Here is a 26,558-nt window from a genome sequence, read left to right on the forward strand (position 1 = left end):
GCACGGATGCGTCCCGGATCACCGCATCAGCCCCGGAACTTCGCCGCTGATCTCGCGGGCGAGAAAGCCCACAAGGCCACTGCGCCGCGACAGGCGCGCGCCGGCTTTCGCATGCAGATGCACGCCCCACACAGCCGCCTGTTCCGGGGAAGCGCCGCGAGCGGCGAGGCCTGCAATAAGGCCAGCAAGGACATCGCCCGACCCCGACGTACCGAGGCCGACGCTGCCGACCGTGTTGACCCACATGCGGCCATCGGGTGCGGCGATATACGTGGTCGCACCCTTGAGCGCCAGCACAACGCCCCAGCGTTGTGCGCACGCACGCGCGATTCGCGCAGGCGCTTCGGCGATCGCCGCTTCGTCGGTATCGAGCATTGCGGCCATCTCGCCGGCGTGGGGCGTGAGCACCAGGGACACAGGGTTGCGCCTGCGCGCCGCGGACCGCATCGCGGCGATCTCCAGCGCGCCGGCGTCGAGCACCACGGTGCCTGGCGCGGCATCGATCACACCCGCGACGATGCGCCGCGTGGCAGCCGTCGGGTCCATGCCGGGGCCCACGAGCACCGCGCCCGCGTGACGCACCGCTTGCAGGCCGCTCCGGCCCAGCGCACGGATCGCGCCATGGGCATCACCGGCGAGGCCGATCACCTTCGCCTCGGGCACCTCGATTGCCAGCGGCAGCGCCGCCGTCCCGACGGTCGCCATCTGCAGCTTGCCCGCGCCGGCACGCAACGACGCGACGCCCGCCAGCAACAGCGCACCGGGCACCTCGACGCTGCCCCCGATCACCAGCACACGCCCACGGTCCTCCTTGCTGCCGCAGCTGCGCGGATCGGGCAAGGGCCATCGTTTGAGCAAGGCTGCATCGATACGACGCGGCTGGTCGCTTGCAACAGGACGACGGCGCACCGTTGGGCGCGCCGCGCTCATCGCGCACCGGCAGGCCGGTCGGCCTCGCATGTGACCGGCATACCTTCCGCCTGCAGCGGCAAGGCGAGATTCGCGACCTCCAGCTCGAACCGGGCATCGGGCTGCTGGCGGTCAAGTGCATAGGCGGTGATCGAACAGTTGGGCACGTCGGCCTCCTGATCGATGCCGAGAATCTGCGCTTCGTCCATGCATTCGAGCAGATAGCGGAAACAGTTCACGATGACCTGGTGCGCGACGATCAGCACGCGGTCGCCGACATGATCGCGGCGCAGCACTTCGGTCACACTGCGCAGGCGCAGAATCACGTCGCACCAGCTCTCGCCGCCGGGTGGCCTGAAATAGAACTTGCCCACCGATGCGCGTTGCGCGGCGAGCTCGGGGAATGTCGCCTTGATGCCGGAGACCGTATACCGGTCGAGCACCCCGAATTCCTTTTCGCGCAGGCGTTCGTCGACGCTGATCTCCGCCCGTTCTATTTGCAGCGCATCGGCGACCGCGTGGATGGTCTGCTGCGCACGTAGGAACGGGGATGTCAGCAGCACGTTCGGGCGTTCTTCGGGCGGGAGCGCCGCGAACCACGCCGCCAGCGCTCGCGACTGCTGGTGGCCGAGCGCCGACAGCGGCGTGTCTGCATCACGGGTGTCGAGGTCGATCAGATGCGTTTGCGCAAGTTCCGCGGCGTCACGGGCGACATTGCCCGCGCTCTGGCCGTGGCGCACGACCCATAGGCGGTCGGGCCAATCGGAATGTCGAAGACGGGCCATCGCTCAGCATGTCCCGCGCGAAGCTGGAACCAGCAGACAGGACGTCACGCCGTTGGACAATGATTCGATCATGCGGAGCCTCCACAGTGCGTCGCACCGAGGGTCGCCGGCCGCTCGTCAAGAACGCGCGAACCGGCGGGCCATACATGCGCAGCGATGTACGTCAGCCACCCGCCAGCCCGCCACCCGCACGGCCGGGCAAGGCGTCTTCGTCGTCTTCGTCTTCAAGATCGCCGACTTCGCGGTCGAGACCGGCATCGGGATCCGCCGCGGTTGTCTTGCCTGGCACTGCGTCGGGTTCGCGGCTTTCGTCATGCGGTTTCATTGTGCGCTCCTGGATGGAAGGCCTCGACGCTACGACGCGTGCCGTGAAGACGCCGGCGCATGCGGCCTCGCGCAATGACGGCCTCAAATCCGTTGCATGCCGTGACGGCCGCGCGCACCTCGTGCGACGCGGGCCTGTCGCGACGCGGGCAGCCGTCACCCGGTCGCGTGCGCCTGCCCGTTGGAACCAGCGACATCCTCGGCCGCGGCCAGGTACTGGTGGATCTGCGCGACCACGGCCGCGCCCTCGCCCACGGCGGCGGCCACCCGCTTGACCGAACCGGCGCGGACGTCGCCGATTGCGAATACGCCCGGCCGATCGGTCTGCAGCGAGGTCGCACCTCCGGGCGCCGCGCCGTCGACGCCGGTGGTCACGAAGCCGGCATGATCCAGCGCGACGCATCCCGATAGCCACGCGGTATTGGGATCGGCGCCGATAAACAGGAACACGTGACGCAGATCGCAGCGGTGCGTCTGTCCAGAATCCCGATCGCGATAGCGCGCGCCGACCAAGCCACGGTCGACATCGCCCTCCAGTGCCACCAGCTCGGTGCGCGTGTGCAGCACGACGTTCGGCAGCGCCTCAATGCGGTCGATCAGATAACGCGACATCGACGCTTCCAGCCCGTCTCCGCGCACGACCAGATGCAGGGTCTTCACCTTCGGTGCGAGGTAGACCACCGCCTGCCCCGCCGAATTGCCGCCACCGACCAGCGCGACTTCTTCGCCCGCGCACAGTCGCGCTTCCACCGGTGATGCCCAGTACGACACCCCGGCGCCTTCGAACAGCGCCAGGTTGCCGATGTCCGGGCGTCGATAACGCGCGCCTGACGCGATGACAACGGTACGCGCGCGCACGCGCTCGCCGGAGGTCAGGTGCAGCGCCAGTGGCGCACGCGCACCGTCGTGGGCACAGGCCAGCCGGTCGACCTCGAGCGGGATGGCCAGTTCGGCGCCGAACTTCAGGGCCTGGTTATAGGCCCGGCCGGCCAGCGCCTGGCCGGAAATGCCGGTCGGAAACCCGAGATAGTTCTCGATCCGCGACGACGCGCCGGCCTGTCCGCCGATCGCACGCTGGTCGAGCACGATCACCGACAGTCCCTCCGACGCGGCGTAGACGGCGGCCGCCAGACCGGCAGGCCCGGCGCCGACGATCGCCACGTCATGCAGCGCATCGGGGTCGAGCTCCGGCGTCATCCCCAGACAGCGCGCGGCCTCCGCGTTGCCGGGACGCTTGAGCACGCTGCCATTGGGGCAAATCATCAGCGGCAGATCGGTCGGCGCGATGCCGAGCCGCTCGACGATCTCGCGGCCTTCGTCCCCGTCGGCATCGACCAGCGTGTTCGGATATCCGTTGCGGGTGAGGAAGCTCTGCAGGTCGTTGACGTGTGAATCACCCGGCAGCCCGACCAATACCGAACCTGCGGCATCGCCCTCGATCAGGCCGACGCGACGCAGGATCAATGCGCGCATTACGATCTCGCCCAGTTCCGCCGCGCCCACGACCAGTGCGCGCAGGTGCGCCGCGTCGATCGGCACCGCGGTGCAGCCACCTGCCGACGCGCGTCCAGCCGCCAGGGACGCGCGCCCGGCGAGCTGGCTCACTTCGCCAGTGAACTGGCCCGCCCCTTGCGTGGTGATCGGTGCCTCGTGCCCCAGGCCGTCACGACGCACCACGTCGATCGCGCCTTCGAGCACCAGCCACACCGGCGCGTCGCGATCCCCGACTTCGAACAGCAAGTCTCCCGCCGCACAGGTCCGCGGTGGGCCGCTGGCGAATAGCCGCGCGGTCGCCACCTGGGCGGCATCCAGGACCGGGAACATCTGGTGGCGGCGATCGTCGACGAGGGCCATGGGCACGGGGGGGCTGGGGAGACGCCCGTATCATGCATGTGCCGCCAGCCGCGCGCCGCTCACCAGCGTCAGCGCATCACTGACCGGGCGGGGGTCGGATCACCGGCGCGTGTGTGTCCATCAATTCGACGATCCAGTCGATGAACACCCGCAGTTTCGCGCTGACGTGCCGGTTGGGCGGAAACGCCACATGCATCGGCATCGGATCGAGCGTCCATTCCTCGAACAACGTCACCAGTTCGCCGCTCGCTACATGCGCCTTGGCCATGTAGGTGGGCAGCCACAGCACGCCCATGCCGGCGAGTCCGGCGGCAAGGTAGGCGTTGCCGTCGTCCAGTGCCACCACGTACCGGCCTTGCGCCTGCACGCGTTCCTCGCCGCGGCGCATTGCGTACGGCAGGGGCTTGCCGGTGCGCGCCCACAGAAACCCGACGATGCGGTGCTGCGAGTCTTCCAGCTCACGCGGATGCGCCGGCGCGCCCATGCGCTGCAGATACGCGGGCGCAGCGTGCACGCCGAGCTGCAGATCACCGACGTGCCGGGCGACCAGGGACTGGTCGGTGATGGTGCCGCCGCGCACCACGCAATCCACGTGTTCGCCGATCAGGTCAACGCGCCGGTCGCTGACACCCAGATCGAGCTGGATGTCGGGATAGCGTCTGTGGAAGTCCGGCAGCGCCGGCGCCAGGATCATCCGCGCAAACGGACTGGGCACATCCACGCGCAGCCGTCCACGCGGCGCAGCGGACGCGTTCGACAGGCTGGTCTCGGCATCGTCCATGTCGGCCAGCAGACGCACCACGCGTTCGTAGTACGCCGCGCCGTCGGCGGTCACGTTGACTTGCCGCGTCGTGCGGTTGAGCAGCCGCACCCGCAAACGCGCCTCCAGCTGCTGGATCAGCTGCGTGACCGTGGTCCGGCTCATGTGCAGTGTCTCGGCCGCCTTGGTGAAGCTGCCCGCCTCCACCACGCGCGCGAACGCCTGCATCGCATCGAAACGGTCCATCGGCGGTCCAAGTGCGAAAGATTGTCTGGATTCTACGAACAGTGATGGGCAGCGCTGCATGTTTATCGCGTGGGGACGAGTCCGCAGACTGGATCCATCGCAGACATCCGGGGCTGCTCGCCCCACTGGAGAGTTTCATGGTCACACGTGACGTCGTCTTCCCCGCCGGCCGCCACGCGCTGTACGACAAGCACCGCTACTCGCCTGCCGTCCGCTCGAATGGCCTGCTGTTCGTCTCCGGGCAGGTCGGCAGCCGCGAGGACGGCTCGCCCGAGCCGGACTTCGACCAGCAGGTGCGCCGCGCGTTCGACAACCTCAACGCCGTGCTGGCCGCAGCAGGCGCCACGTTCGACGACGTGGTCGACGTGACGTTCTTCATCGTCGACCCGGCACACCGCTTCGAGCGCGCCTGGAACATCGTGCCCGAGTACTGGGGCGAGGCGCCGTTTCCGACCGCGACGGTGGTCGGCGTGACGTGGCTGGCCGGCTTCGATTTCGAGATCAAGGTGGTGGCGAAGCTGCCGGAACGTGCTGCTGGCTGATCGAGGTGGTACGCCGCGCGCACAACTCGGGCAGACAACGCACCAGCCGCGCGGTCATCCCGGAACAAGCCGGACGTGCTTCACGACAGCCGCGTGGCGCTGGTCATCCAATGATTGCGCTTGCAGATGCAAAATCGCCTTGAAGATTCTGCTCGTCGTTCGACGCGTGCAGAGGCACTGGAGCCCGGCCTTCGCCGGGATGACGCGCAAGCATGGCGTGCCTTCCTGTTGCGCATTGAAGTCCGCAAAACAAAGGGCCCTTTCGGGCCCTTTGTCATTCACGGCATGACGAACGCACTCAACCCGCAGGCGGCGTCGCTCCCGACGGAGCCGGCGCTGCCGCAGGTGCGGGCGCAGTCTCGGTCGTCGCCGGCGTGGCCGGTGCAGCAGGCGCGCCCGGTGCGCCACCCGTCGGCGTGATCCGCCAGATGGTGTTGGCCAGATCGTCCGCCACCAGCAATGCACCCCGTGGATCGACCGTCACGCCAACCGGGCGACCACGGGCCTTGCCGTCTTCGCCGAGGAAGCCCGTCGCGAAGTCGACCATCTCGCCCGACGGCTTGCCGTCACGGAAGGGCACGAACGAGACCTTGTAGCCGACCGGCGGATTGCGGTTCCAGCTGCCGTGCTGGCCGACGAACACGCCGTTGGCGAACTGCGCACCCATCGCCGGCGTCGAGAACGCGACGCCGAGCGCCGCCACGTGCGAGCCCAGCGCGAAGTCCGGCGTGATTGCAGACGCCACCTTCTCCGGCTTTTGCGGACGCACGCGCTCGTCGACGTTCCGACCCCAGTAGCTATAGGGCCAGCCGTAGAACCCGCCTGGCCGCACGCTGGTCAGGTAATCGGGCACCAGCTCGTCGCCGATCTCGTCACGCTCGTTGACAACAGCCCACAGCTGGTCCATCCCCGGCTGCATCGCCAAGGCGGTGGGATTACGCAGGCCGGTGGCGAACACGCGGTGAAAACCGGTCTGCGCATCCACCTGCCAGACCATCGCACGGTTTTCCTCCACCGCCAGCCCACGCTCGGTGATGTTGCTGTCCGAGCCGATGCCAACGAAGAGGTAGCGTCCGTCGGAGCTGATCGTCAGCGCTTTAGTCCAGTGGTGGTTGATCGCCGACGGCAGCTTCGTGATCTCCTGCGGCGCAGCGCCGGCATTGACCGCGCCTTCGGTGTAGGCGAAACGCAGCAGCGCATCCTGCGTGGCCACGTAGATCGAGTCATTGCCGAATGCCAGTCCGTAGGGCGCATCGAGGTTGTCAGCGAAGATCGAACGGTTCTCGTAGACGCCGTCGCCATCGGTATCGCGCAGCAGGGTCAGCCGGTTGCCACTCTCGACCTGGGTATTGCCGCGGGACTTGATGAAGCCGGCGATGATGTCCTTGGGCGTGAGCTTGGGCGCGCGGCCGCCACGGCCTTCTGCCACCAGGATGTCGCCATTGGGCAACACCAGCATCTGCCGGGGAATCAGCAGGTTGTCGGCGATCGGCGCAATCTCGTAGCCCTCGGGCACCGTGGGCAGCTGATCGCCCCACTCGGCCGGCAGCGAGATCTTCAGCGTCGGGAACAGACCGCGTTGCGGCTTGGGCAGATCCGGCGACGGACCCGTGTAGGTCTCATCCGGCGTCCCGCCGCAGGCGACGAGCGCCAATGCGAGTGCAGGCACCAGCGCGCGCGTCAGCAGCGCGGATTTCGAACGCTTCGCATGCAGACGGTTCATGGCAGCACCTCCCGGCGACGCAGGGTACCGCCCAGCGCGAACCATAGACTCGCCCCGATCGACGCCACGCACAGTACCGACCACACCAACGCCTGCGGCATCTTCTGCCAGGCGTCCATGGCGTGGATCAGCGAGTTGACGAAGCCGAGTACGCAGGTCAGCGCCAGCAGGCCCACGTAGATGAAGCGTGTGCGGGTGCGCGCTGTCGGCGTGAGCAGCGACACCAGCGCCCAAACCAGCGCGATCACCGCGAACACCAGCGCGCCGACCAGCAGCCAGGACGCGAAGTTGGTCCACTGGATCTCATACGACCGCGCATAGGCGATGTCGGCGATCAGCGCGCCCAAAAACAACGGGAATGCACTGCCGGCGAGCAACAGGTGCAACGGGTGCAGCGGCCGGTACGGCTGCGTCACGATTACGGGGTGGTTATCCATCGGAAGTCTCGTTGTAGACAAGGGACCAGGCGCGCCAGTCGACGGCGTGGTGCACCCGCAACCTTCCTGCATCGGAGCGCAAGGTGTAGTGAATGCGCCGGGTCGAGATGCCCCCGAGCGTTGAATTGCCTCCTGAAAACGCGTGCCCCATTCGCGGGCCGGCGCGCGGAATCAGAAGTCCTTCCGGTAGCGGGCGTTGCGCGATTCGGGTTGAAGACTCGCGACAACCAACCATTCCAGGATGCACCTCCCATCACCGGGCGATCTGGCTTCTTGCAACCCTGCGCTGCGCCGAGGCCAAGAGCCGCCCTCATTCCAACCTTTCTTCCAGGAGGAGAAGGGCTGGAAGCGGCCTGCTCCCCTCGGCTTGATCGACGATCCAGAGAAGCCGGTGCATGGATTTCAGACCTGGTTCGAGAGTCCCTCTCCCGCTGGGAGAGGGGTTGGGGTGAGGGTCGCCCTCGCGGCAATCCTCAACCCGGGCGCAGCCCCTCAAGCGCCCTCAGATCGCCTGCCCGCCCGATACTTCGATCCGCTGCGCATTGACCCAGCGATTCGCATCTCCCAGCAGCGAGGCGATCATCGGCCCGATATCGTCCGCCACGCCGACGCGGCCCAATGCAGTGATACCCGCCAGGTGCGCATTGATCTGCGGGTTGTCGCGCACGGCGCCGCCGCCGAAGTCGGTCTCGATCGCGCCCGGCGCCACCGTATTCACCGCGATGCCGCGCGCACCGAATTCCTTGGCCATGTAGACACTCAGCGTTTCCACCGCCGCCTTGGTCGCGGCGTATGCCGCATAGCCGGGATAGGCGAAGCGCGTGAGCCCGGTCGAGATGTTGACGATGCGTCCGCCATCGTTGATCAGCGGCAGCAACGCTTGGGTCAGAAAGAACACGCCCTTGAAGTGCACGTCCACCAGCCGGTCGAACTGGGCGACGGTGGTCCCGGCGATCGGCGCGGTGTCGCCGTGGCCGGCGTTGTTGACCAGATGATCGAAGGTGTCGCGCTGCCAGGTCTCGCGCAGAGTCGCGCGCAACCGCTCGACGAACACCGGAAACACGTCGACATCGGCGGTGTCGAGCTGCAGCGTGACCGCCTTGCGGCCCAGCGCCTCGATCTCGGCAACGACCGCTTGAGCTTCTTCGGCATTGCCGCGGTACGTCAGCACGACATCCCCGCCAGCGCGGGCGACGGCTAGTGCGGTGTTGCGGCCGAGCCCACGGCTGGCGCCGGTAACGAGTGTGATCCGGGACATTGAGAACTCCTTTTGGACGGGTGGAAGGTGGACGCACAGATTGGCCGCCACTCTGCCTGCCGCGTTGCCGGAACCTCCGCGACCCTTGCCCATTCCTGCCACGCCCTGCCCGCCCCGCCCGCGCGAACGCTACGATTCCCGCATGTCCTCGTTGCTCGAAGCTGTCCGCCGCCACGCCGATGCCCATGCCGGCGCCTATGGCCTGGCACCCTCGTCGATTCCCGGGCTGATGGCCGTGCGCGCGCTTGCGCCCAGCGAGCTCATGCATGACGTGCAGCGCCCGCTGCTGTGTCTGGTGCAACAGGGGGGCAAGCGCGTCACCTTCGGCACCCGCGCCTTCGAGTTCGCGGCCGGCCATTCGCTGTTGGTCAGCGCCGACATTCCCACCGTCAGCCAGATCACCCGTGCCAGCGCCGCCGCGCCCTACTACTCGCTGGTGCTGGAACTCGACCCGGCCGTCATCACCGATCTCATCGCGCAGATGGGCCCACCGCCCGCGGACGATTCCGGCCCGGTGCGCGTGCATCCCACCGAACCCGAAGTCTCCGACGCCGCACTTCGCCTCCTGCAATTGCTCGAGCAGCCCGACGCTCGGCCCGTGCTGCAGGCCCAGCGCGTCCGCGAGCTGCATTACTGGTTGCTCGCCGGCCGCCACGGACATGCGATTCGCCGACTCGGCTGGCCCGACGGCCACGTGCAGCGCATCGCCCGCGCAGTGAAACTGCTTCGCCGCGACTACACGCGCCCGTTGCCCGTCGACGCGCTCGCCACCGAAGCCGGCATGAGCGCCTCGGCCTTCCATCGCCACTTCAAGTCGATCACATCGCTGTCGCCACTCCAGTTCCAGAAGCGCTTGCGCCTGATCGAAGCGCGCCGGCTGATGCAGGCGCAGGGCGTCGCTGCGAGCAGCGCCGCCTATGCAGTGGGCTACGAAAGCGTGCCGCAGTTCACCCGCGAATACGGACGCATGTTCGGGCGCACCCCGGTGGCGGATGCGCGCGCCGCCATCGCCTGACGCGATGCTGCGCATCACAACATCACCAGATCAAATCCGCGGCGTAGCCGCCTGCTTCACCGCCACCTCGGTATAGCTGGACGCTCTACCGAACGGATGCGTCCACATGGCCGACACCTCGCCCGCCGTCGCCCCGCCCGAGGACATCGCGAGCGCGATCTCCGACACCTGCGTTGAAAAAGCCACGTCGCCGGTCGGCAAAACGATCGGCCTCGGCATGCTGGCCGGTGCCTACATCGGCTTCGGCAGTCTCGTCGCCGTATTGATCGGCGCAGGCGCCAGCGACCTTCCGTACGGTTTGACCCAGATCGTCGCCGGCATCGGCTTCGCGCTCGGCCTGATCCTCGTGTTGCTGGCGGGCGCCGAACTGTTCACCGGCAATACCCTGATGACGCTGCCACTGGCGCAACGACGCATCGGCCCCGGCCAACTGCTGCGCGCGTGGGGTCTTGTCTGGATTGCCAACTTGATCGGCGCCCTGCTGCTCGTGCTGCTCGCCATCGCCGTTGGCCTGCATCTCGCAGGCGACGGCGCTTTCGCCACGTCCGCGATCGAACTCGCCGCCGAAAAGGCGTCCAAATCCGCCGGCAGCATCGTCGCCAGCGGCATCCTCGCCAATCTGCTGGTGTGCGTAGCCGTATGGATGGCCGCGGGCGCGAAATCCGCCGTCGACAAGGTCGCCGTGATCGTGCCGCCCGTTGCAGCCTTCGTTGCCCTGGGGCTGGAACATTCGATCGCGAACATGTCGCTGCTGCCGCTGGGATTACTGGCGCAGACGGGGACAGGTGCTGAACTGCCAGCTGGTCTGTCGTGGGGCGCCGCAGGCGCCAATCTGGCGTGGTCGACGCTGGGCAACATCATCGGCGGTAGCGGGCTCGGCCTGGCGTACTGGGCGATCTATCTGCGCAAAACCTGAGTTTCAGTTCGAGGTGTTGATTGCACGCCGTCGCCCTCGTGCCGCTCATCCGCCGCGGCTGCGAGGCGAGCCTGGAATCCCGACCGCCGCATCACCTCACTTGAAAAGCTGATGCTGGATGTCGACGAATGCACGACGGATGCCATCCACATCGCCCAACAATCGCTTCGCGTCGTTGACGCCGCCGTAGCGGATACGCAGGAAATCGGCAATCCTGCCCGACGCCAGCTCGCGGATGCCTTCGTACTGGAACTTGTCCAACACGAACTCGAGGAATGACCGCATTTCGCGCTCGTATCCATCCAGTCCATTGGCTTTCGCGGACTGCACGCGTTCGGATCGGGCCATCGGCACCAGTGTGAAACGAACATACGCCAGCACATCAAAGATGTCGCTTTGAGGCGCATCGATCAGCCGGCGCATGTCATCCAGGCGATCACTGTCGTAACCGAGGTCTGCCAAGCGCTGGATGAAGGCCTCGCGCCTGTCGGGATCACTCCAGATCGCACGCAATTCGTCCTCGTCGGTGACCAGCGCGCCAAGATCTCCGAACAGCTGCGCCATGAACTCCTGCGCCGTGATCTGTCGCCCCTCATGCCAGTAGGTCGTTGCGCCGATGTAGCGGATGCTCCGCTCCTTGCCGTCGGCGAGCCGCACGACAATGCGCTCCGGTGGCTGTGGCGGCGGCGGTTCGCCGATGCTGCCCCCGGTCGTCCCCGGCGGAAGTCCGGTGTCATCGCCGCCTTGCGGCTTGCGCGGCTCACCGGGTGCTTCGGGTGGCAGCGGCTCGCCATCCCAAGCCGGATCGCTGAAGTGCGCGTAAGCCTTCACGAAATCGTAGATCGTGAAGTAGTCCTTGCCCTCGAACGTGCGCGTGCCCCGACCGATGATCTGCTTGAACTCGATCATCGATTTGATCGGTCGCAGCAAAACGATGTTGCGCACGTTCAGCGCGTCGACGCCGGTAGACAGCTTTTGCGAGGTCGTAAGTATCGTGGGCAGGGTCTTTTCGTTGTCCTGGAACTCGCGCAGGTGGCGCTCGCCCAGTTCGCCATCATCGGCCGTCACGCGCTCGCAGTAGTGCGGGTCTGGATTGTCCTTCACCTGATTGATGAAGTTGCGCACCTGCGCCGCGTGCTCCTGGGTGGCGCAGAACACCAGCGTCTTCTGGCGCTGGTCGATCTGGTCCATGAATTCCTGCACCCGGCTGCGCTCGCGCTGGTCGATCACCAGGCGCGTATTGAAATCGGACTCGGTGTAGGTCCTGTCGCGGTCGATCTCCCCTGCCAGCACCACATCGCCTTCGGAGTACGTGTACTCGTCCAGCGTCGAGGCCATCTGCCGCACCTTGAACGGCGTCAGGAAGCCATCGCCGATGCCTTCCTTGAGTGCGTACGTATAGACCGGTTCTCCGAAGTAGGCATAGGTGTCGCCGTTGACGTCGCGCTTGGGCGTTGCCGTCAGACCCAGTTGCACCGCGGGCTTGAAGTACTCGAGGATCGCGCGCCAGGTGCTCTCGTCGCGCGCACCGCCGCGATGGCACTCGTCGATGACGATGAAATCGAAGAAGTCCGGCTCGTAGCCCTCGAAGGTGAACTGCGCGTTCGCGGATTCGCTCTCCGGGCCGCCGCCGGTCATGAAGGTCTGGAAGATGGTGAAGAACACGCTGGCGTTGCGTGGGATTCCGCCCTTCTTGCGGATCTCTTCCGGTCGGATCCGGCACAGCGCATCCGGTGGAAACGCGCTGAACGCATTGAACGCCTGGTCGGCAAGAATGTTGCGGTCGGCCAGGAACAGGATCCGCGGGCGGCGCACCGGATCACGACTCAGGTTCCACCTCGAGTGGAACAGCTTCCACGCGATCTGGAACGCCACCGAGGTCTTGCCGGTGCCGGTGGCCAGCGTCAGCAGGATGCGGTCGCGCTCGTTGGCGATGGCGTCCAGCACGGCCGTAATGGCGTTGTGCTGGTAGTAACGCGGTTGCCACTTGCCACCGCCCGTCTCGAACGGCACCGCGCCGAAGCGCTCGCGCCAGTCGTTGCCATCGGGGAAGCAGCGCAGCCACAACTGCTCGGGCGTGGGGAACGGCAGCGCGATATCGCCCTCTGCACCGGTGTGCATGTCGATGCCATACCAGCCGATGCCGTTGGTGGCGTAAGCAAAGCGCGCCTGCAGTCGCCCGGCATAGTCCTTGGCCTGGCCGACGCCGGCGGTGTGGGTCAGCCCAGCCTTCTTGGCCTCAATGACCGCCAGCTTGCGTCCGCGATAGCTCAATACGTAATCCGCCGACAGCGAGGTGCCGCGCTGTCCCCCGCCGAGAATGCGACCCGGGCAGATCAGTTCGCGATGGACATGGGCGCCCTCCACCACGCCCCAGCCGGCATCGCGCAGCATCGGGTCGATGCGGTTGGCGCGCGTATCGGCCTCGGTTTCATGCGTCGCGTTCATAGCCCGCCTCGCGTTGTGCGCGGATCGCCAACACGATCACCGTGTCGGTCACATCCACATAGCGGTAAAGCGCCACGTAGCCGTGCGAATGTCGGCCTATCACCAGTTCGCGCCTGCCTCTCAGGACTGGTCGGCCGATGCGTGGATTCCCTGCGAGTACGTCGAGCGCGCTAACGATCTCTTCGGCTCTTTCTTCCGCATCCTCGATCTCGTGCTGACGTAAATACGTCGCGATCCGCTCCAGATCCTCAAGCGCGTCGGGTACAAGCCGTATCTGCGTCACCTCAGCCTTCCAGCTTGCGCGCCACTGGCCGTTTCGTAGGCTTGCCTGCTATGCGCGCCCTGAAATAGGTGCGTGCCTCTTCCCACGGAATGCTCTCGCCGGTTTCGAGAAAATCGGCCCAGCGCTGATCGGCCTGGCCGTGGAAGTCGGCGCGCCGCTCGGCCAGTTCCGCCTTCTCGGCGATGGCTTCCAGGATAAAGTTGTGCGAGGTGGTGCCGGCTGCCTCCGCCACCTTCGCAATGCGCGCCTTGAGTTCATCAGATAGACGAATTGTGGTGGTACTCATCCAGAACTCCTAAGAGCGGAACTGAAGGCAAAGTAGCACAGGTGTGATACAGGCCGCCGGCCCCGCATCCGCTCAGTTCAGCTGGCCGGAGAAGGCGGCTTGGAGCAGAGTTTGGCGAAGCGCAGTGAGGTCCGCGGCCTGAGCCTCGTAAGCTGAGACGGCCCTCCGGCATCCAGCGTGGATCTGAGCAGCCTGCTCAACAATCATCGCTTGAACCTGGATCGGAGGTGTGGGAACCGGGATTGCGTTCAACGCGCTCTGGTTCAACTTGGGCTGTGCCATACCGGTGACGTAAGGGTTGAGTGAAATCGAGTTCAAATAGAGCCGAATGAACTCCTGCGATACCGAGTCACTAAAACGCAGCACGTGCGCATGATTGTTGACCCATGCCTTGCCGGTAATCGAGAACGCGATGGGGTACGTGCGCGCCAACAGATTCGCACCATCTTCTGAAACCAGCAGCAGGTCTTCGTCGAATAGAAAATCATTGACGTAATCGACGACGCCTGAGGCGCCGTAGTAAGGAATATCGCCAGATTGGCGGTCACTTTTGGTGATCGGCACACGTTGTCTGTCGAGGTTCTCGCACAAGTCCGCGAGTTGGCGTACCGGCCACTCTTCACTCCCACTGAAGACCTCGCGTATCCACACATCCAGCAACTCAGCAGCCTGCTTGGTATTTGCGTCGACATTGGCGCAGGCGCGCTCGAGGACGGAGAAGGCTTGATCCAGAGCTGCGACGATGCGCCTCTGTTCGTCCAGCTGCGGCAGAGGGACCTCAAGGTCTTTGTATGCATCGAAATCTAGGTTACGAATCCCAGTCGAGCGGCGCTGCAATGGCTCCGTTATCCCACTTACGTACCACCAATGCAGCACCCGGTGCAGATAAATGGAATCGAGGATCCTGGCGTCTTTAACCCGGATCACACTGGTGAAGTTGCTGAAAGAAAAATTCTCTGCATCAAGGTTGAACAGGACCACTCGGCCCACTGGTTGCTTTGGCCCGCCTCCGGACTTCTCGATGATGATGTCGCCCTTACGAAGTCTTCGTTTGGCGAACTGCGGTTTCTCGACCTGAAGAACCGCCACGTCCGACAGGTCGATTCGCCCATCAGCCGTGAAGTTGGTGTTGCGAATGACATGTGCGGTTTCGAAGGGAGGCTTCTTTCCCGTCCACAGTCCATTGTGAAACTCGCATAGGTCACGAAGCGGCGCGGATTTCCAGCTACCGCTCACAACGTCCCCCTCACCGTTGCCAACAACTTCGCCGTCTCCACATCCCGTGCCAGCATGTCGTCGATGATCTGCTGGGGCGTACGCTGCGCCACGGCCTCCGGCTCGTGGGGATTCTTTACTGAGAGGTCGCAGGTGGTGGCATCCATATCGGCCACGTTCACCGTCCAGCTCTTCTCGCTGCCCGCCTTCGTCTTCTGCAACTGCACAAACTCAGCCAAGTCGGCGTCGTTCAACGGGTTCGTCTTGCCCATCGAACGCCCGGGATCGAGTTGGTAGTACCAAATCTTGCGGGTGGGCACGCCCTTATCGAAGAACAGCACCACGGTTTTCACGCCCGCGCCTTGAAAGGTTCCGGACGGGCAATCGAGAATGGTGTGCAGGTTGCAGCTGGCCAGCAGTTCGCGGCGCAGCTCGACGCTGGCGTTGTCGGTATTGCTGAGGAAGGTGTTCTTGATGACCACCGCGCCGCGGCCGCCGGCCTTGAGCTTGCGGATGAAGTGCTGCAGGAAAAGGTAGGCCGTCTCCGACGAGCGGATCGGGAAGTTCTGCTGCACTTCCTTGCGCTCGCCGCCGCCGAACGGCGGATTGGCCAGCACGATGTCGTGGCGATCCTTCTGCTGGATGTCCATGACGTTTTCCGACAGCGTGTTCGCGTGGCGGATATTGGGGGCGTCGATGCCGTGCAGGATCATGTTCATCACGCCCAGCACGTAGGCCAGCGACTTCTTCTCCTGCCCGTAGAACGTGCGGCGTTGCAGGGTGTCCCACTCCTTCGCCGACAGATCGTCGCGCCGCAACTGCGCCCAGGCCTCGCACAAAAAGCCCGCGCTGCCGCAGGCGCCGTCGTAGATCGTCTCGCCGATCTGCGGCTGCACGACTTCGATCATGGCGCGGATCAGCGGGCGCGGCGTGTAGTACTCGCCACCGTTGCGGCCGGCGTTGCCCATGCGCTTGATGCGCGTTTCGTACAGCTCGGACAGTTCGTGCTTGGCCTCGGAACTGCCGAAGCTCAGGGTGTCCACGATCTGCAGCACGTCGCGCAGCGTGTAGCCGGAGCGGAAGCGGTTGGAGACTTCCGAGAATATCTCGCCAATCTTGTACTGCAGGCTGTCGGCCTCGATCGTGCTGTCCTTGAATGACTTGAGATGCGGGACCAGCTTGCCGTTGACGTAGTCGATGAGGTCGCTGCCGGTGACGGCGTTCGGGTCCGGCCTGCCATCGGCGATCTTCGGTGCGGCCCAGTCCTGCCAGCGGTAGGGGCGGGCCAGGATCGGCGCGTAGGTCTTGCCCTCGAGCGCGGCTTCGTCGGCCCACTCGTGCTCCATGTCGTCGAGGTACTTGAGGAAGAGTAGCCACGAGGTCTGCTCGGCGTAGTCCAGTTCGGAGGCCAGCCCCTCGTCGTTGCGCATGGCCTTGTCGATGGCGTTGAAGGCCTGGCTGTAGCCGCCACTGCGCGCGTCGCGCACCTTGGCTACATGGTCGGTCTTGATGGACTTGGCGGTGCCCTGCGTGGTACCGCGAAGCTCCGCATACAGCGGCACTGGCTCTGCATTCTCTGCCGCCTGCGAACCGAGCCGTGACACCGAGCCGCCCCGCCCGCGGCCCACGGCGATCTCACCTGTCGCAAGCAGATGACCCTTGACGCGCTGATACGTGCCGTCGGCCCATCCGAGCTCGCCCTGCAGACGCTGGTTTCCTGCCCGCCCCCCGAGCGCTTCCAAGGCCTTGATGAAACGTTCCGACTGCGATTCAAGCGACATCTACGTCTGTACCCATCCGATTCAAGGCGAGAAGGATACCGCCCGCGGAGATGGCGATTGATGCTTCTCAGCGAACGCACGAGTGCAGTGGTCTGGAGCCTGATTCCTCGGTTCTGTTCTCTCCGGGACAGACTCAAATGCCCGCCCTACCTCCCCACCATCTTCCGCAACCGCGGCGTCGCCATCGGAATCGTCAGCATCGTGCTCATCACCGCCATCAGCAGCAGCGCGGTGAACGTGGCGCTGGAGATGATGGCTTTGTCGAGCAGGATGTTGGCGAAGATGATCATGATCAGCGCCTTGGTCTGCAGCAGCCAACCGATCAGCGATGCTTCGCCGGGCTTCCACTTCAGGATGCGGCCGGCCATGTGCACGCCCGCGAGCTTGCCGGCCACCGACGCCACCAGCAGCACGATGGCGGCGATGAAGACAGTGGCGCCGCCCACGCTCCATTCGGTGCGCAAACCGGTGCTGAGGAAGAACACCGGCATCATCACCAGCAACACGTTGTGGCGCAGGCGGTCCATGTCGGCCTGGTCGAACCAGTCCGCATCGATGACCACGCCGGCCAGGAACGCGCCCACCATGAAATGCAGGCCGGACCAGTCCGCGCCGAAGGCGCAGACCGCCAGCCAGATCAGCATCACGTACCAGCGGTCGCGCTCGGGAATGGCACGCATCAGGCGGCGGAACAGCACGCAGGCCACGGCAAACGCCAGCAGGAACCCCACCTGTCGGCCGATGCGCTCCCAGTCCACCAGCACCAGCGCCAGCACACCCCAGATGGCGATGTCGTCGAGGCTGGCGTAACGCAGGATGCGCTGGCCGACGGGCTGACGCAGGATGTCGAGCTTCTCCATCAACAGGATCAGAATGGGCAACGCGGTCACCGCGCAGGCCATGCCCACGCCGACGATGAACTGCCAGTTCGCGCCTTCGGCGCCGATCCATCCTGGAAAGCGCAGCAGGCCGATCGCGGCCAATGCGCCGAACACCAGAGGCACGCCGAGCGCGAGGCCCGCAGTGATGCCGCTCTCGCGGCGATTGCTCCAGGCCTTGCTCAGGTCCAGTTCGATGCCGGCGATCAGCACGAACAGCATCACCGCCCACGCGCCCAGTCCGTTGAGGATCGTCACCACGTCCGGGGTGAACACGAAGGCGTAGTAGCCGGGAAACGCCGCACCGAGGATGCCCGGCCCGAGCACGATGCCGGTGATGATCTGCACAACGACCAAGGGTGCGAAATAGTCCGTGCGGCCGAACCGCCAGATCAGGAACGGCACGCAGAAAATGATAGCCATCGCGATCAGAAACACTTCCATGGTGGTGATGGCATGCATCGACGGGTCGTCCTGGCCTGGCCGCGATCTGCGGAGCGCGGAGTATGAAGAGCGGCGTGACTGACTGCCAAGTGCGCGCTGGTCCGGCGTGAAGCGGGGTGACGCGATGCCGCGCGATCGGGCGCGCGCGCCCGCAGCCCAGCTTGTTGTCAGGTCCTCTGCAGCGCCGTCTGCGCAGCACTGATCTCGCGCGCTGCCGGACGCCGTGGCCTCGCGTCGGGGCGGACGCGCGACGCAGCCCTTCGGATCGAGCTCCGGCAACTGGAATACCCCCAAACATGGTTTGCGGATGCCGCGCGCGGCATTGGATCCGCTCGAATTTTTACCGCGCGACGAGTGCGCAAGCGGCGCTGCATGCTGGATAGACCAGAACGCCCACCGCGCACTGCGCGTGCCTTCCAGCGGTCCCGCGACCGCTTGCTCAAGCGGCGGCGACCCGGGAGCGCACGTCGCGACGTGTTGCGCAGCGGATCGAATGCGCCATCACCGCACGCCGTCCGACGTCTCCGTCCGCATTTCGCCGGGAATATTCGATTTCACCTGTAATTGAATTCGCACCAATAGCAGACCTGCGTCCCATTTCCGTCACTTTGTGACGTTTTGAGGATGATTTTGTTGCCGATGGAGTTAATAGCTGTTAACGATTGCTGCGGCGCAACAGAGCGCTATGAAGCAGTCGAAAACAGGGCCTCCTCCACCACAGAACTCCAGGGATCCGGGCATGCAGAGCAATCAAGCATCACGTTCGCGAATCACACAGGCGCCGCTGGCGTCGGCTGTTCGACTGGCAATCGCCAGCGCATTCTTGATCGGCAGTTCGGCGGCGCTCGCCCAGACCAGCGCCCAGGAAGACCCACCCGCAACCGAAGGCGCCGCCACGCTTGAAACCGTGTCGGTGCTCGGCAGCCGCAGCCAGCCACGCTCGGTGTCGTCATCCGCCGTGCCCATCGACATTTTCAGCAGCGAGGAATTCCGCAACCAGGGCGCGACCGATGCGCTCGACCAGCTGCGCGTGCTGGTGCCCTCGTTCAACGTCAGCACCATTCCCATCGACGATGCCGCCAGCCTGGTACGGCCCGCCAACCTGCGCGGCCTGCCGCCCGACAACACTCTGCTGCTGGTCAACGGCAAGCGCTTCCACCGCTCGGCGGTCATCACCTTCCTCGGCCACGGCCTGTCCGACGGCGCGCAGGGGCCGGACCTCTCGGTCTTCCCCTCGCTCGCGCTGGAACAGGTGGAAGTGCTGCGCGACGGCGCGGCCGCGCAATACGGCTCCGATGCCATCGCCGGCGTCATCAACTTCGGCCTGAAGAAACTGCGCGAAGGTGGCACCGTTGAAGCCTTCGCCGGCCAGTTCTACGAAGGCGACGGCTTCACCACCACCTACAGCGCGCAGATCGGGCTGCCCGTGACCGAGCGCGGCTTTGCCACGCTGACCGCCGAATGGCGCCAGGCCGATGCGACCTCACGCAGCGTGCAGCGTGACGACGCCGCCGCGGCCGATGCCGCCGGCTATCCCGACATCGCCAACCCGTCGCAGATCTGGGGCTCGCCCGAGATCAAGGACGACATCAAGTTCGTCGCCAACCTGGGCCTGGAAACCGACGCGCTGGAGTTCTACCTGTTCGGCAACTACGCCAAGCGCAGCGTCGACGGCGGCTTCTACTACCGCGATGCGACCTCGCGCTCGGGCGTGTATTCCAACGATGGCGGCGAGACGCTGCTGGTGGGCGATCTCACCGGCGCCGGCGGCTGCCCCACCATCGCGCTGCGCGATGGCGCAGGCAACCTGCTGCCCTACAGCGTGGTCGGCGCCGCGGCCGGGGCCATGCCCGCCAACTGCTTCAGCTTCCTGTCGATATTCCCCGGCGGCTTCACCCCGCGCTTTGGCGGCAAGCTGGAAGACAGCTCGGTGGTCGCGGGTGTCAAAGGCCTGTTCGGCGATGCCTGGCACTGGGATGCCAGCGTGACCTACGGCCGCAACGAGATCGACTTCCAGATCTACAACACCGTCAACGCCTCGCTCGGCCCGGACCAGCCGGCCGGTTTCCGCTTCAGCCCCGGCGGTAATGTGCAGACCGATTCCGGCGTCAACTTCGATGTCGGCCGCGATTTCGAAACCACGTTCACCGCGCAGCCGCTGCGTTTTTCGGCTGGCGCCGAGTGGCGCAAGGAAAGCTTCGAAATCATCGCAGGCGATGCCGCCTCGACCGGCATCGGGCCGCTCACCACCCAGGGCTTCGCGCTGGGCTCCAACGGCTTCAACGGGTTCAGTCCGCGCACCGCCGGCAAATTCGAACGCGAGAACTACGCTGTGTACGTGGACACCGAAGCGCAGTTCACCGAGCAGCTGCTGCTGGCCGCAGCGGTGCGCTACGAAGACTTCCAGGATTTCGGCAACACCACCACCGGCAAGCTGACCGGCCGCTTCGACTTCACCGACAGCTTCGCCATCCGCGGCGCGGTCAATACCGGCTTCCGCGCGCCCACCCCGGGCCAGGCCAACATCAGCCAGATCACCACCGCCTTCGCCGGCACCGGCCTGACCGACATCGCTACTCTGCCGCCGACCAATCCCATCGCCGCGATCAAGGGCGCGCAGCCGCTGACACCCGAAGAATCCACCAACTTTTCGCTGGGCGCGGTATGGAACAGCGGCAACTGGCTGGTGACCGCGGACGCCTACCGTATCGAAGTGGAGGACCGCATCGCCCTGAGTTCCAGCTTCGACCTCACCGATGCCGAACGCGCCCAGCTGGTCGCCTCCGGCAATCCGGAAGCCGCGTCGCTGACCTCGGTCACCTACTTCGGCAACGCCTTCGACACCACCACCACCGGCGTGGACCTGGTGACCAGTTACCAGAGCGACCACTTCGGCGGCACCACCACGTACTCGCTGGCCGGCAACTGGAACCGCACCGAGGTCGACCGCTTCAACCCGGACTTCGTCGACGAGGCCCGCGTGTACAAGCTGGAAGAATCGCTGCCGCGCACCAAGGGCTATTTCAGCGTCAATCACAAGCGCGATGTCTTCCACGCCAATCTGCGTCTGAGTTACTACAGCTCGTGGTACGAGGACCACCTGGACAGCGCGGTGATCTCGATCGAAGACGGCGGCCTGCCGATCTACGACGACAGCGCCGTGATCGTCGATGCCGAGATCGGCTGGACCTTCGACTCCGGCCTCTACGTCAACCTCGGCGCGCAGAACCTGTTCGACAAGGTGCCCGACGCCAACCCCTGGGGCGGCATCGCCGGCGCCCAGTACCCGGTGCATTCGCCATACGGCTTCAATGGCGGGTTCTATTACGCGCGGGTGGGTTGGAAGTTCTGAGCGAACTCGGCCGAATCCGGATACGTATTCCGGATTCACCGCATCTGTGTTGCAGGACAGTGCCCCCGGCCGCCGGCCGGGGGCGCTTTCAATTCGGGTCGCGGTCGCACCGGCCTGCAATCGCACCGCCGCCGGTCGGCCGAGTCAGACGAAGGCCATGTGTGCCCGCTGCCTCAGGCCTGCGTCCAATCGATCTCACCCCAGGCTCAACCGCAGCGCCAGCGCCGCCAGCGTGAGCAGCAGCACCGGCAGGGTCAGCACGATGCCCACCTTGAAGTAATAGCCCCAGGTGATGCGCATGCCCTTGCGCGCCAGCACATGCAGCCATAACAGGGTGGCGAGGCTGCCGATGGGCGTGAACTTGGGCCCGAGGTCACTGCCGATGACGTTGGCGTAGATCATCGCCTCGCGCACCACACCGTCCGCCTGGCTGGCCTCGATGGACAGCGCGCCGATCAGCACGGTGGGCATGTTGTTCATCACCGACGACAGGAACGCGGTGAGCAGGCCCGTGCCCATGGTCGCGCCCCACAGGCCGTGGCCGGTGAAGACATCCAGCAGCGCGGTGAGGTGCCCGGTGAGCCCCTGGTTGCGCAGGCCGTAGACCACCAGGTACATGCCCAGCGAGAACACCACCACCTGCCACGGCGCGTCGCGCAACACCTTGCGGGTGGGAATGACGTCGCCGCGGGCGGCGACCGCCAGCAGTACCAGTGCGCCGGCGCCGGCCACCGCGCTGATCGGTACGCCCACGCGCTCCAGCCCGAAGAACCCCATCAGCAACATCGCCAGCACGCCCCAGCCGGCCTTGAAGGTGGCGCGGTCGCGGATGGCCGCGTGCGGGGCCTTGAGGTGGGTGGCGTCATAGCGCGCCGGAATCTCGCGGCGGAAGAACCACAACAGCATCAGCAGCGTGGCCGCCACCGAGACCAGGTTCACCGGCACCATGACCGCGGCATATTCCGCGAAGCCGATGCCGAAGTAGTCGGCGGAGACGATGTTGACCAGATTCGACACCACCAGCGGCAGGCTGGCGGTGTCGGCGATGAAGCCCGCAGCCATCACGAACGCGAGTGTGGCCGCGGGACTGAAGCGCAGCGCCAGCAGCATCGCGATGACGATCGGGGTGAGGATGAGCGCGGCGCCGTCGTTGGCGAACAGCGCCGCCACCGCCGCGCCCAGCAGCACCAGCAAGACGAACAGGGTGCGTCCGCTGCCCCGTCCCCAGCGCGCGACGTGCAACGCCGCCCATTCGAAGAACCCGGCCTCGTCCAGCACCAGACTGATGAGGATCACGGCGACGAAGGTGAGCGTGGCGTTCCAGACGATGCCCCAGACCGTGGGGATGTCGCCCGGATCCACCACGCCGGTCGCAAGCGCCAGCACCGCGCCGAGGCTCGCGCTCCAGCCGACGCCCAGGCCGCGCGGCTGCCAGATCACCAGCACAAGAGTGACGACGAAGATCGCAAGCGCCAGCAGCATGCTCAGGCCTTCGATGCGGATGCGCGGGTGCTCGAGACAGGCACGGTGGGCGCGCAACGGTCGGCATCGCCGCCGCAGCAGTTGCGGGTGAGGAATTCGAGCAATCCGTTCATGGCGGCGAAGTCCGCGCGATAGGAAATGTTGCGCCCGTGCGCCTCGCCTTCGATCAAGCCGGCGGCGGCGAGTTCCTTGAGGTGGAACGACAGCGTGGCGCCGGGCAGCGACAGGGTCTCGGCGATCTGCCCGGGCGTGTGCCCGACGGGGCCGGCCTCGACCAGCAGCCGGAAGATCGACAGGCGAGTGACATGGCCCAAGGCCGAGAGTGCGGTGCTTGCGTCTTTCAGTTCCATGTTTCTAGAATAGTCGAATGAACTTGGAACACGCAATCGCCGCCGGGGTCGAGGATCTGCCCAACGTCGTGCCGGGCGCCCTCGAGGTGCCCGACGCCGCGCGCCTCGGCGTCGCCGGTGGACACCCGCCGCGGATCCTCCTCCTGTACGGCTCGCTGCGTCCGGAGTCCTACAGCCGCAAGCTGGCGCTGGAAACCGAACGCCTGCTGCGCCACTTCGGGGCGGACACCCGGGTATTCGATCCGCACACCCTGCCGGTGCAGGGCAGCTGCGAGGCCGACCACCCGACGGTGCAGGCGCTGCGTGCACTGTCGATGTGGTCCGAGGGACAGGTCTGGGTGAGCCCGGAGCGACACGGCACCCTCAGCGCGGTGTTCAAGAACCAGATCGACTGGCTACCGCTCGAGGAGGGCGGCATGCGCCCGACCCAGGGCCGCACGCTCGCGGTGATGCAGGTCAGCGGCGGCTCGCAGTCGTTCAACGCGGTCAATGCAATGCGCGTGCTCGGCCGCTGGATGCGCATGGTCACCATCCCCAACCAGTCGTCGGTGCCCAAGGCCTGGCAAGAATTCGATGACGCCGGTCGCATGAAGCCCTCGCCCCTCTACGACCGCGTGGTCGATGTCGCCGAGGAGCTGGTGAAGTTCACCCTGCTGCTGCGCGGCCACAGCGACTACCTGACCAGCCGCTACAGCGAACGCAAGGGCGACCGGGCGGCGTCCGCGCTGGTCGCCGCGTCCACCGGAATCCCGCAACACTCCACCACGCCAGAGGCGAACACATGACCATCCGTGTCGGTATCAATGGCTTCGGCCGCATGGGCCGCCTCGCGCTGCGCGCGGCCTGGCAGCAGGGCGACCTCACGTTCGTCCACATCAACGATCCCGCCGGCGATCCGGCCACCCTGGCCCACCTGCTCGAGTTCGACTCGATCCACGGGCGCTGGGACCGCGCGATCGCCGCGGACGGCGATGCCCTCGTCATCGACGGCCAGCGGATCCCGGTCACCCGCAACAAGGCACCTGCGGACACGGACTGGTCGCGCTGCGAGGTGGTGATAGAAGCCTCGGGCAAGTTCCGCAAGCCGGACGTGCTGCAGCCTTATCTGGACCAGGGCGTGCAGCGTGTGGTGGTGACCGCGCCGATCAAGGCGGCGGGTACGCTCGATGTCGTCATGGGCGTCAACCATGCGCGATTCGACCCGCAGCAGCACCGGATCGTGTCCGCCGCCTCCTGCACCACCAATTGCCTGGCCCCCGTGGTCAAGGTGATCCATGAAGGCCTGGGGATCCGTCATGGCAGCCTCACGACGATCCACAGCCTGACCAACACGCAAACCATCGTCGATGCGCCGCACAAGGATCTGCGCCGTGCGCGCGCCTGCGGCAGCAGCCTGATCCCCACGTCGACCGGCTCGGCCACCGCCATTGCCGAGATCTTCCCCGAACTGCGCGGTCGCCTCGACGGGCATGCGGTGCGGGTGCCGCTGACCAACGCCTCGCTGACCGACTGCGTGTTCGAAGTGGAGCGTGCGACGACGGTGGACGAGGTCAACGGACTGCTGCGCGCGGCGGCCGAGGGCGGACTGGCCGGCATCCTCGGCTTCGAAACGCGGCCGCTGGTCTCGATCGACTTCCAGACCGATCCACGCTCGAGCATCGTCGATGCGCTGTCGACGCTGGTGATCAACGGCACCCAGGTCAAGGTGTACGCCTGGTACGACAACGAGTGGGGCTACGTGAATCGCACGGTCGAACTGGTGCGCCTCGTCGCCCGCGCGGAGCGATAGGCCATGCCGGCGCGCCTGTCCCCGGCTGTGCGGCAGTACCTGCTGATCACGGGCAACTACTGGGCGTTCACCCTCACCGATGGCGCGCTGCGCATGCTGGTGGTGCTGCACTTCCACCAGCTGGGCTACGGCCCGCTGCAGATCGCGATGCTGTTCCTGTTCTACGAGATCTTCGGGGTCGTCACCAACCTCGTCGGCGGCTGGCTGGGCGCCCGCATCGGCCTCAACCGCACGATGAACGTGGGCCTGGCCCTGCAGGTCGCGGCGCTGGCGATGCTGCTGGTACCGGCCAGTTGGCTGGTGGTGCCCTGGGTCATGGCCGCGCAGGCACTTTCGGGCGTGGCCAAGGATCTCAACAAGATGAGCGCCAAGAGCAGCATCAAACTGCTGGTGCCGGCCGCCCGGCAGGGCGCGCTGTTCCGCTGGGTGGCCGCGCTGACGGGGTCGAAGAACGCGCTGAAGGGTGTCGGATTCTTCATGGGCGGCGCGCTGCTGACCACGCTCGGCTTCAGGCCGTCGATCCTGATCATGGCCGCGGGACTGGCACTGGTCTGGATCGCGAGTCTGGTGTGGCTCAAGCGTGATCTCGGCAAGGCACAGGCGCGGCCGAAGTTCCGCGACATTTTGTCCAAGAGCGGGGCGATCAACCTGCTTTCGGCCGCGCGGCTGTTCCTGTTCGGCGCCCGCGACGTGTGGTTCGTCGTGGCGCTCCCGGTGTTCCTGTCGGGCGTGCTGGGTTGGGATTTCTGGCAGGTCGGCGGATTCATGGCGAGCTGGGTGATCGGCTACGGCATCGTGCAATCGCTCGCGCCCTACTTCACCACGCGCGGCCGGGGCAGCGTGCCCGCGGGCCGGGCCGCATTCGGCTGGGCCGCGGCGCTCGCCGTCGTGCCTGCGGCGATGGCCCTGCTGCTGGTGCAGGGCGCGTCGGCGCAACCGGTGCTGCTGGGCGGACTCGCGCTGTTCGGCCTGCTGTTCGCGGTCAACTCGTCCCTGCACAGCTACCTCATCGTCAGCCATGCCAAGGCGGACGGGGTATCGCTAGACGTCGGCTTCTACTACATGGCCAACGCGCTCGGCCGTCTGCTGGGCACGGTGCTGTCGGGCTGGGTCTACCAGACTGCGGGCATCGAAGCCTGTCTGGCGATCTCCGCGGTCTTCGTTGCGATGGCGGCTGTCATCTCCATCGGCCTGCCCCGCCAGCCGGTGTCCGCGGCGACACCGGCATGAGCGCCACACGCGCCGATGAAGTGGATGTGCTCGTGATCGGCGGCGGCCAGGCCGCCCTCGCCACTGCGTACTTCCTGCGGCGCACCGGCCTGTCCTACCTGCTCGTGGACGCCGAAGACGGCCCGGGGGGCGCCTGGCGCCATGCCTGGGACGCCTTGGAGTGGCCCGGCTAATTCGGACACCTGATAACGGGGACAATGGTCCCGGAGGTGTTCCATGGTCAAGCGTCAGCAGTTCACGGCCGAGTTCAA

24 protein-coding genes are annotated in these 26,558 nt (G+C 66.0%); 8 read left to right on the top strand and 16 right to left on the bottom strand.

The window, feature by feature from the left end; all coding sequences use genetic code 11:
• Window positions 1-18 precede the first annotated feature (18 nt).
• From J2X52_RS16015 to J2X52_RS16035, 5 genes are all read right to left on the bottom strand, one after another.
• Complete coding sequence (locus J2X52_RS16015) at window positions 19-930, bottom strand: NAD(P)H-hydrate dehydratase (protein ID WP_310155633.1); 912 nt, start codon at window positions 928-930, stop codon at window positions 19-21.
• Complete coding sequence (locus J2X52_RS16020) at window positions 927-1,694, bottom strand: histidine phosphatase family protein (protein WP_310155636.1); 768 nt, start codon at window positions 1,692-1,694, stop codon at window positions 927-929. The genes J2X52_RS16015 and J2X52_RS16020 overlap by 4 nt, the downstream gene beginning before the upstream one ends.
• A 163-nt stretch (window positions 1,695-1,857) precedes the next feature.
• Complete coding sequence (locus J2X52_RS16025; RefSeq protein WP_310155715.1) at window positions 1,858-2,019, bottom strand: hypothetical protein; 162 nt, start codon at window positions 2,017-2,019, stop codon at window positions 1,858-1,860.
• Between the two features lie 155 nt (window positions 2,020-2,174).
• Complete coding sequence (locus tag J2X52_RS16030) at window positions 2,175-3,872, bottom strand: FAD-dependent oxidoreductase (protein ID WP_310155639.1); 1,698 nt, start codon at window positions 3,870-3,872, stop codon at window positions 2,175-2,177.
• Between the two features lie 76 nt (window positions 3,873-3,948).
• A complete protein-coding gene (locus J2X52_RS16035) occupies window positions 3,949-4,878 on the bottom strand; it encodes a LysR substrate-binding domain-containing protein (RefSeq protein ID WP_310155643.1) in 930 nt (309 codons plus the stop codon).
• A 137-nt stretch (window positions 4,879-5,015) separates the two neighbouring features.
• Here J2X52_RS16035 and J2X52_RS16040 point away from each other — a divergent pair, with 137 nt between their 5' ends.
• Window positions 5,016-5,420, top strand: coding sequence for a RidA family protein (locus J2X52_RS16040; RefSeq protein WP_310155646.1), 405 nt, complete (start codon window positions 5,016-5,018; stop codon window positions 5,418-5,420).
• Window positions 5,421-5,718: 298 nt separating this feature from the next.
• On the opposite strand, the gene J2X52_RS16045 is transcribed toward J2X52_RS16040, so the two are convergent.
• From J2X52_RS16045 to J2X52_RS16055, 3 genes are all read right to left on the bottom strand, one after another.
• Entirely contained in the window at window positions 5,719-7,143 is a 1,425-nt protein-coding gene (locus tag J2X52_RS16045; protein ID WP_310155647.1) for a sorbosone dehydrogenase family protein, read from the bottom strand.
• A complete protein-coding gene (locus J2X52_RS16050; RefSeq protein WP_310155649.1) occupies window positions 7,140-7,580 on the bottom strand; it encodes a DUF2231 domain-containing protein in 441 nt (146 codons plus the stop codon). The genes J2X52_RS16045 and J2X52_RS16050 overlap by 4 nt, the downstream gene beginning before the upstream one ends.
• Before the next feature lie 502 nt (window positions 7,581-8,082).
• Window positions 8,083-8,838, bottom strand: a complete 756-nt coding sequence (locus tag J2X52_RS16055; protein ID WP_310155652.1) for an SDR family oxidoreductase — start codon at window positions 8,836-8,838, stop codon at window positions 8,083-8,085.
• A gap of 142 nt (window positions 8,839-8,980) precedes the next feature.
• Here J2X52_RS16055 and J2X52_RS16060 point away from each other — a divergent pair, with 142 nt between their 5' ends.
• Together J2X52_RS16060 and J2X52_RS16065 are read left to right on the top strand one after the other, a co-directional pair.
• Window positions 8,981-9,853 (top strand): AraC family transcriptional regulator, encoded by an 873-nt coding sequence (locus tag J2X52_RS16060; protein ID WP_310155654.1) that lies wholly within the window; start codon window positions 8,981-8,983, stop codon window positions 9,851-9,853.
• Between the two features lie 106 nt (window positions 9,854-9,959).
• On the top strand, window positions 9,960-10,769 hold the full coding sequence (locus tag J2X52_RS16065) for a formate/nitrite transporter family protein (protein ID WP_310155658.1): 810 nt from the start codon (window positions 9,960-9,962) through the stop codon (window positions 10,767-10,769).
• A gap of 96 nt (window positions 10,770-10,865) precedes the next feature.
• Here the strand turns inward: J2X52_RS16065 and J2X52_RS16070 are convergent, their stop codons facing one another.
• The 6 genes from J2X52_RS16070 to J2X52_RS16095 form a co-directional block, all read right to left on the bottom strand.
• Window positions 10,866-13,217 carry a DEAD/DEAH box helicase family protein gene (locus tag J2X52_RS16070; RefSeq protein WP_310155661.1) on the bottom strand — a complete coding sequence of 784 codons (2,352 nt, stop codon included), beginning with the start codon at window positions 13,215-13,217 and terminating at the stop codon, window positions 10,866-10,868.
• Entirely contained in the window at window positions 13,201-13,500 is a 300-nt protein-coding gene (locus J2X52_RS16075; protein WP_310155664.1) for a type II toxin-antitoxin system RelE/ParE family toxin, read from the bottom strand. Before J2X52_RS16075 ends, J2X52_RS16070 begins: the two co-directional genes overlap by 17 nt.
• A gap of 1 nt (window position 13,501) precedes the next feature.
• Window positions 13,502-13,786: a DUF1778 domain-containing protein gene (locus tag J2X52_RS16080; protein WP_310155667.1), complete on the bottom strand. Its 285-nt coding sequence runs from the start codon at window positions 13,784-13,786 to the stop codon at window positions 13,502-13,504.
• 72 nt (window positions 13,787-13,858) lie between these two features.
• Window positions 13,859-15,022, bottom strand: coding sequence for a restriction endonuclease subunit S (locus J2X52_RS16085; protein WP_310155669.1), 1,164 nt, complete (start codon window positions 15,020-15,022; stop codon window positions 13,859-13,861).
• Complete coding sequence (locus J2X52_RS16090) at window positions 15,019-16,782, bottom strand: N-6 DNA methylase (RefSeq protein WP_310155674.1); 1,764 nt, start codon at window positions 16,780-16,782, stop codon at window positions 15,019-15,021. Before J2X52_RS16090 ends, J2X52_RS16085 begins: the two co-directional genes overlap by 4 nt.
• Before the next feature lie 146 nt (window positions 16,783-16,928).
• Window positions 16,929-18,122, bottom strand: a complete 1,194-nt coding sequence (locus J2X52_RS16095) for a cation:proton antiporter (RefSeq protein WP_310155678.1) — start codon at window positions 18,120-18,122, stop codon at window positions 16,929-16,931.
• Window positions 18,123-18,843: 721 nt separating this feature from the next.
• Between J2X52_RS16095 and J2X52_RS16100 the strand changes: the two genes are divergently transcribed.
• On the top strand, window positions 18,844-21,456 hold the full coding sequence (locus J2X52_RS16100) for a TonB-dependent receptor (protein WP_310155681.1): 2,613 nt from the start codon (window positions 18,844-18,846) through the stop codon (window positions 21,454-21,456).
• A 195-nt stretch (window positions 21,457-21,651) separates the two neighbouring features.
• Here the strand turns inward: J2X52_RS16100 and J2X52_RS16105 are convergent, their stop codons facing one another.
• Together J2X52_RS16105 and J2X52_RS16110 are read right to left on the bottom strand one after the other, a co-directional pair.
• The gene (locus tag J2X52_RS16105) at window positions 21,652-22,938 is read right to left on the bottom strand and encodes an arsenic transporter (RefSeq protein ID WP_310155712.1); all 1,287 of its coding nucleotides are present in this window, start codon (window positions 22,936-22,938) and stop codon (window positions 21,652-21,654) included.
• Window positions 22,939-22,940: 2 nt separating this feature from the next.
• Complete coding sequence (locus J2X52_RS16110; RefSeq protein WP_310155684.1) at window positions 22,941-23,288, bottom strand: helix-turn-helix domain-containing protein; 348 nt, start codon at window positions 23,286-23,288, stop codon at window positions 22,941-22,943.
• Between the two features lie 17 nt (window positions 23,289-23,305).
• Here J2X52_RS16110 and arsH point away from each other — a divergent pair, with 17 nt between their 5' ends.
• From arsH to J2X52_RS16130, 4 genes are read left to right on the top strand one after another with little or no spacing between them, the layout of a single operon-like run.
• Window positions 23,306-24,073 carry an arsenical resistance protein ArsH gene (gene arsH, locus J2X52_RS16115; RefSeq protein ID WP_310155687.1) on the top strand — a complete coding sequence of 256 codons (768 nt, stop codon included), beginning with the start codon at window positions 23,306-23,308 and terminating at the stop codon, window positions 24,071-24,073.
• Entirely contained in the window at window positions 24,070-25,077 is a 1,008-nt protein-coding gene (locus tag J2X52_RS16120) for an ArsJ-associated glyceraldehyde-3-phosphate dehydrogenase (protein ID WP_310155690.1), read from the top strand. The genes arsH and J2X52_RS16120 overlap by 4 nt, the downstream gene beginning before the upstream one ends.
• Before the next feature lie 3 nt (window positions 25,078-25,080).
• Complete coding sequence (gene arsJ, locus J2X52_RS16125; RefSeq protein WP_310155692.1) at window positions 25,081-26,307, top strand: organoarsenical effux MFS transporter ArsJ; 1,227 nt, start codon at window positions 25,081-25,083, stop codon at window positions 26,305-26,307.
• Window positions 26,304-26,480, top strand: coding sequence for an FAD-dependent oxidoreductase (locus J2X52_RS16130; protein ID WP_310155695.1), 177 nt, complete (start codon window positions 26,304-26,306; stop codon window positions 26,478-26,480). Before arsJ ends, J2X52_RS16130 begins: the two co-directional genes overlap by 4 nt.
• The last annotated feature ends 78 nt before the right edge of the window (window positions 26,481-26,558 follow it).

The sequence above is a fragment of the Luteimonas sp. 3794 genome (assembly GCF_031456825.1).
In the GTDB taxonomy this organism is placed as follows: Bacteria; Pseudomonadota; Gammaproteobacteria; order Xanthomonadales; family Xanthomonadaceae; genus Luteimonas.